This window comes from Candidatus Merdisoma sp. JLR.KK006 (assembly GCF_036941035.1).
GTDB lineage: Bacteria > Bacillota > Clostridia > Lachnospirales > Lachnospiraceae > Laedolimicola.
In genome coordinates, this window is the sequence record NZ_JAYMNS010000010.1 from 115,752 (window position 1) to 122,169 (window position 6,418).

The following is a 6,418-nucleotide window of genomic DNA, read 5'->3' on the forward strand; positions in this document are numbered from 1 at the left end:
CCAAAGTCAACTGCATATAAATGTTGGCTGGGATGCTGGAGCATGTATTTTGATATTTGCAAAAAAGGAGAGGTTTGCAGGTGTGGTGAAACAGAAAAAACTATTTATGCTTTCCTTACTGTTGCTTATGCTGACAGGATGTGGGATGATGGATAAGGCCAGTGATGCGCTGGGCAATTTTAGTGACGAATACGGAGATGACATCATGCAGGCGATTGATGATCTGCAAAATGCAGAGTATCAAGACGGCCCATTTGAAAATGAACTGGAATCAGCACGGGAGTACCTGCTGACACAGATGCAGGAGAAATATGGGATAGAATTTTCTGTTGCAGGGAGGGAAGAGCTGAAAAACTACGGACCATTCCACGGGGCAACTTATTTCTGCGAAGTTTCCCCGGTAGATGCCCCGGAACAAATCGCAACAGCAGTTGTTTCACAAACAGACTATCAGGATGTCCGAGATGATTATGCGATCTATTATTTTGAAGAGGATGCTGTGGCTCCGATTTTAACATTATGTGGAACTAAGGACTATGTAATTGACCAGCGTATTTCTTTGGAAATGCCGGAAACGGAAAAACTATGGACAGCCGAGGACAAGCTGAAGCAGTTTCTTTCGGAAAGCGGCGCATATGTAAAATTAGTTCTGCGCTTTACGGATGATTTAGATATGGAAACTTATGCAGAATATCTTTATGATTTTCTGAACAGCGTAGATCAGTTAGAATGTAATCTGCTCCTGCAGGCGAAGGCAAATAAAGTTTATATTTTCCATGAGGAACTCGATATCCTGGATGGCTTTGATGCCAGCCGCTATTCCGTGGAAGGTTTGAAACAGGAAATTGAAACATTTTTAAGCATGGGCGCACCTAAATAGAGTTGTAGGAGCGGAACATGGATTCTCCCACTTGGGCGAGTGAGCTAAAAGCACAGACGAGGTGGCACAAGGTATGACGTACAATTTTGTTTTGCCCTTTTTGATTGGTGGTAAGTATCCATAATTGCATTTGCAAATATATAGGATAAAAACTTTGATAATAGAGGGAGATAGGTTGAATGCAGTATTGGAAAGCTCATTATAGAGATACGCTACATGATACAGCCATAGAAATTATAAATACGGAGGAAGATTATAACACGGAACCGCTTTCGTTTACTTTGGACAGTATAACTTTTTGTGGCACAAGCCTTAATGACTTCCATCTCAAGGACAAAACGCAATGTGAAGAAGCAGGCAAAAAATTTTCCCTGCTGAAATGGGGAGGCCATAATTCAAAATTTACTTCTCCATACCTGTATGATTTGCAGGGATATGAATTGGAAATTGAGATACCAATAAATGTTTTCAGGAAAAAGGATGGGCAACTCATTGTTGGAGTCCTTTTTCTCTCATTCAAATTTACCAAACCAGATATGTCAAAACCACATAGCATTAGAATGTGTGATGATACAAGAGTATATCGCGATGATGTAATTGTGCGGGAATTTTCGCTTTCAGTAGATGGGATACGTTATAAAAGCACAGAAAAAACTTTGTGGTTTGAAGCTGCATTAGGAGATATTTGTAGGCAGATTAGAAGTGATTATTACATAAAGTGCTGTTTTACCTGTCAATATTCTGATTATTCGCCCTATGGCAGTGATGATTATGGCCTTATGCTCTGTTTTTGCCGTCACAAAGATGATTGCTTAAAGGTGAACAGTAAAGACGACTTCTTCTCTTTTCTTGAAGGGAAAGATTGTGATGGACGGCAGGAAACATATCTATGTGAGCACTACTGCTTGCGAAACAAAGCAAGCGGCTACCGTGGCTTTGTAGATGGGATAATCAATTAAGCAGACCAATCAATATATATGGAGGATGCGCTATGAAGATGTTAAAAAGCAAAACATGGCAGCATGAAATAACTGGCAGCGATAAAAATGTCATTTTATTTGGTGTCAATATATTTGATTACGAATGGAAAGACACTCATAAGTCTGTGAAAGTCCGCCATCCATTACATGACCGGGAATATAAATTTTCTGTCTATACAGTTGTCATTAACGGGCAGGAGCAGGAATTTGTCGCCGGAGAGTTCAGCAATTGTGTTTGGGGGTTTTATCTCTTAAAATATTGAGATTTTACATGTTTGGCCTAACTGACAGCTGAATAAAGAGAAAAATTGGATTGTGGAGTGTTATACAAGAATTAAGCTGATACAACAATTTAGGATTAGAAAAGATGAAGGTAGGTAAAAGTTATGATTGATCAGATGTTCGGCGAATTAAGATATGAGGATGATTATGGCTGGTGGGGGAAGCAGACGCTGGAGTTTGGTGGGAACCGGTATACGGTAGACGTATTGATACAGGATGACAGAGAAAAGAAAATATCTCAGGAACAGAAAAAAACATATGAATGTTTTCTGAAAAAATGGCCGGTATTGCAGGAGGATTTAATAGAAGCTTTGATCAACTACTATAATGAGGAAGAACGATTCAGCTACGGGCCAGACGATGAAGCCGAAGCCGCAGAATGGTGGCCTGAAATTGATACAAAGAAAGCGCTTTTGCATGCAGTAACATTGGAAACAATCGTTATTGCCAGCGATTTTATGCAGGAAGATAACCGATGCCTGTATTTGCTTTTTTCAAGGACTTGGGGAGGCGAGGATCTTGATGATAATGGAATTGGCGTCTGCCTGCTGGATGAAGAAATTGCCGAGATTGGTTACAAAGATATAGCATTTTAGCAGAAAAGCAGGGCAAAAGATGTATGATTTTTAAATAGAGGCAGCATGAAATGATCTGGTATATATAAAAAATGGAGGTGCATGATGAAACGTTGTATCATTTGCAAAAAAGAGATTATCGAATTTGGCGAAAAACACTTTACTGGTTTTCAGTCTATCTTTCCCCCGAAAGAATTTGACAAAGCCTGCTACTTCATCCTGGGAGACGGGAGCAGCGGCCCGTATTACCCATTTGCACAGAGAAGTGAGACAGGCAGTTTCCGGCATCTGCGCATTGAGCGTGGATTCTGGAATGAACAGATCCATCTGCGGCTCAACAGTGTCTATGTTAGTTATCTCAAATACGATTGGAGTGCAGCCATGTGTGCTTACGGGGTGTCGAACTATTCCGGTTATGGCAGGCTTTCCAGTATCCCCGAAAAATATACGGTCTGTTCCCCATGGTTTGATACGGAGAATGACAAGGACAGTCTGCAAAAGGGTCTTGTTGAATTAGGGGCATGGTATGTCGAACATTTGCCGGAGATAAACCTCTCCTATGAAAAACAGCAGACGTGGCTGGACAAGGACTACCGTGATGCCAAAATAACCAGGGCTTATTTGGATGAACATTTATCCGAATTGACGGAGCCGGAAATTTTTGAACTGTATCGGACAGTTGACCGTCTTGCAGGTGAGTATGAGAAGTCGGATATGAAAAACCGAAAGAATTCCCTGGGGTATAGTGCTTCACTTTCAGGCTTCAATGATTTTTGCTATGGCAAGTTTCCACCTAAGATCAATCATTGGGTAGACGAACTAAGTGAGATGATGCTGTCAAAGAAGGTTGTAAAAGGCATAGATATAGATTATGCCCGATCCTTTGCCATAAAAACTCTGCTGTACCTTTTCCATGACAGCCAGGAAGCAAATTATCCTGCTATACTGAAACATAAAGAGATATGGAAATAAATATCAACGGAAAAATGAATTATAAAAAAGCAACGAATGATATTAGAAAATGATTTTGTAGGAGTGAAAACTATGAATATCCTGGATTTAGCTGACCTGCTCTTATCTCCTGATGAAAAGAAGGAGCTGCAAACTTCAATGGAACTGTTAGAGAAGTCAAATTATTCTGCGTTTTATGAAAGCAATCAGAATATTATTAAAAGCATTTTATTTCTTGAAACACTTGAGGAGTTTCTGGGCTTTTCAAAAGAAAACAGTCTTGATAAAGAATGTTATTGCGCTGCTTTTCTCTGCGCTCACGGTTATGGTATCCAGATCGGCGGCTATGAGGATGACCTGACACATACTTTAACAGAGTTTTTCCATACACAGAGAATGGAATATCCGGAAATTTCAGAGATTGTCTGCAAAGAAAAGATATATACGGATTGCAGCGATTATGACAATTTCAAAAAATCCATGACTGAAATAAATCAGGAATTAGATACACATGGGATAAGGTTAGTCGTTTTGGAAGATTTTGTTTACTGTGATTGTGAGTATACTGTTTTGAAGCTGGACAAAACACTTGCTGATAAGATGCTTTCCTTATGGAGCAGCGAAAATTTTGAAATTTATTTATGAAGAAGTAGTTACCTTTTGAAAAAAATAAAGTGAACCAATAAAGGAGGCAATCTTATGGAACCTAAAATAATCAAAACGCTATGCGGTATGGAAGTTAAAATTATACCTAAGCAGGAGAATATCCCTGATTTTGATGCCAAAGCAATCCAGATAAAACATATTGACTATTATGATCCGCCGTATTCTTCGTATGAGGCTGATGAAATTACAGAAGAAGTAATTTCCAAAATTCTGGAAGAAATACCGCAGGGGCTTAATATATATTTGTACTTAGATCCCTATGGGGAAGTTGAGATGTTTGAAGTAAACTGTGATGGGGAATGGCTGGCAATCAGCTTTAGCTCGCATGGCGGAACCAAAGAGGAAAAGAATTATTATTCCTATAATCCGGAGTATGCCGGTGTAGAGGAATTTGCCCATGTGCAAAGCGGCGGTCAGTCGCCTATTGAAAAATACCTTGCGCTTACCAATATGGAAGTTGGCGTAAAGGCGGTTGAATATTTCATACGGACAGGAAAACTTTATCCAGGCATTGACTGGGCAGAACAGCTCTAATGCAATATATAAAATTTAAGGAACCTCCGGAGGACAGGATGATAAGAAAACCCACGGATGATATTGCGAACTGGCGATTACAGCAGGAGAATACATCAAAACCATTCCCATATGTTTTTCCGCAGATGCCGCCCCGTTTCCGGCGATGCTGTGCCTTTGCGAAAGCAGTATTTCTGATACAATGGGGATGCTTTGCCGCTTGTTGTGTTTGCAGTATGGTGCTGTTCATTCCTGTGGTTATTTGGGGCAGGAACATGAGAATGAGCGCCGTGATAGAGAACAGACCGTTTTTGGCGTTTTTCATTGTGGTGGCTGTCATATCACTTCTGATTTTTTTTGCGGCTGTTCCGTTTGGATTTACCCCGAAACTTTTTTGGCGGTGTCCTTGCTGCGGGCATCCATTTCCCTATTATGTTCCGATACGAAGGAATAATATGAAAGAAAAGGAATGTTTACGAAACATAGAGGGGCGGCATATCAAATATGTGAAGCTGAAATTTTGTCCACTGATTATTCCGTCAGTCTGCCCGGAGTGCAGGTATAAGTTTTTTGAAATGGATGATGATTTACAAAATGCAAGGAAAAATTGATCAGGAAGAGAAATCTAAGATACAAGAGGACCTATTTTATGATATATGCAGAAAAGGGAAAAGAACAGGAATGTTTTATTGATTTTGTAGAAAAGGCTTTAGGAATATTGGCTCAGGAAAAGTACCGTGATTTTTTAGCTGTGTTTGACAACTGTAGAATATTGACAGAAGAAGATTTAATCTCAGCGCTTCAATATTTGGATGAAACCCGGCCTGTGCTGAAAATTGATGACCCGAAACAGGTAAAAAGCCAAAATCAAGAAATATATTTAGTTGCTCTTCGTGACGGAAGCGGATACTGTATGGATTATGATTTAACAACAGATGGCGAGATGAACGATTTAACACTTCAGGTTGAATTTTTGAAAAAAGGAGACGGATATATTGTTTCACTTGATGATCTGCATACATTGTAAATAGTTTTGGTAAGATAACTTTCAATTTACATGGAGTTTGATTGTATGAAAAAGAAGGTATTATTTGTTTTTGTAATAATCCTGGTTGCTGCATTATGTGCATCTGCCTGGCTCTACGGATATTACAACCGAAAAAGCAATGATAACATTCCGTCAAAGGAATTGATGGTTTCTTATTACCAAAACAAAGGTGCAGATTATGCAACGGGACAATTGCAAGGTTACAAGAACACGCAGTTAATGGAAGTGTGGGGAGAACCAGACAGCTGCCTGTCGGGAATGTGGGGCGACATTTGGGAAACCAATAACACATATTACCTCATTGTTTATTATGACAGCAATGGTGTTGTTGAACATATTATGGTTATGAATCAAGATTAACAAATCCTATTTTTAGAACTGGAAAAATCGTGACTGGAGGCGGTAAATAAACATGGGTAATATTTTTGGTTTTGAAGAAACAGAAAAGATGGGTCTCAGAAAAGGTGTCGTTTTTTATTTTAACGATTGGATTGATGAAAAAATCATTTCCATATTGGAGGAG

Annotated in this window: 10 protein-coding genes; all 10 read left to right on the plus strand. The window is 39.4% G+C overall.

Annotation, left to right across the window (positions count from 1 at the left end; all coding sequences use genetic code 11):
* Window positions 1-49: 49 nt before the first annotated feature.
* The 10 genes from VSQ61_RS10425 to VSQ61_RS10470 all read left to right on the plus strand — a co-directional run bounded on the left by VSQ61_RS10425 (window position 50) and on the right by VSQ61_RS10470 (window position 6,255).
* A complete protein-coding gene (locus VSQ61_RS10425) occupies window positions 50-880 on the plus strand; it encodes a hypothetical protein (RefSeq protein ID WP_334344360.1) in 831 nt (276 codons plus the stop codon).
* Window positions 881-1,059: 179 nt separating this feature from the next.
* Window positions 1,060-1,839 (plus strand): DUF6304 family protein, encoded by a 780-nt coding sequence (locus VSQ61_RS10430; protein ID WP_334344361.1) that lies wholly within the window; start codon window positions 1,060-1,062, stop codon window positions 1,837-1,839.
* Window positions 1,840-1,871: 32 nt separating this feature from the next.
* The gene (locus VSQ61_RS10435) at window positions 1,872-2,123 is read left to right on the plus strand and encodes a hypothetical protein (protein ID WP_334344362.1); all 252 of its coding nucleotides are present in this window, start codon (window positions 1,872-1,874) and stop codon (window positions 2,121-2,123) included.
* A gap of 123 nt (window positions 2,124-2,246) precedes the next feature.
* On the plus strand, window positions 2,247-2,738 hold the full coding sequence (locus VSQ61_RS10440; protein ID WP_334344363.1) for a DUF6985 domain-containing protein: 492 nt from the start codon (window positions 2,247-2,249) through the stop codon (window positions 2,736-2,738).
* An 84-nt stretch (window positions 2,739-2,822) separates the two neighbouring features.
* A complete protein-coding gene (locus VSQ61_RS10445) occupies window positions 2,823-3,689 on the plus strand; it encodes a hypothetical protein (protein ID WP_334344364.1) in 867 nt (288 codons plus the stop codon).
* A 72-nt stretch (window positions 3,690-3,761) separates the two neighbouring features.
* Window positions 3,762-4,313, plus strand: coding sequence for a hypothetical protein (locus VSQ61_RS10450; RefSeq protein WP_334344365.1), 552 nt, complete (start codon window positions 3,762-3,764; stop codon window positions 4,311-4,313).
* Window positions 4,314-4,367: 54 nt separating this feature from the next.
* Window positions 4,368-4,868 (plus strand): hypothetical protein, encoded by a 501-nt coding sequence (locus tag VSQ61_RS10455; protein ID WP_334344366.1) that lies wholly within the window; start codon window positions 4,368-4,370, stop codon window positions 4,866-4,868.
* A gap of 38 nt (window positions 4,869-4,906) precedes the next feature.
* Window positions 4,907-5,458, plus strand: a complete 552-nt coding sequence (locus VSQ61_RS10460; protein WP_334344367.1) for a hypothetical protein — start codon at window positions 4,907-4,909, stop codon at window positions 5,456-5,458.
* A gap of 38 nt (window positions 5,459-5,496) precedes the next feature.
* On the plus strand, window positions 5,497-5,874 hold the full coding sequence (locus VSQ61_RS10465) for a DUF7668 domain-containing protein (RefSeq protein ID WP_334344368.1): 378 nt from the start codon (window positions 5,497-5,499) through the stop codon (window positions 5,872-5,874).
* A gap of 45 nt (window positions 5,875-5,919) precedes the next feature.
* Window positions 5,920-6,255 (plus strand): hypothetical protein, encoded by a 336-nt coding sequence (locus tag VSQ61_RS10470; RefSeq protein ID WP_334344369.1) that lies wholly within the window; start codon window positions 5,920-5,922, stop codon window positions 6,253-6,255.
* The last annotated feature ends 163 nt before the right edge of the window (window positions 6,256-6,418 follow it).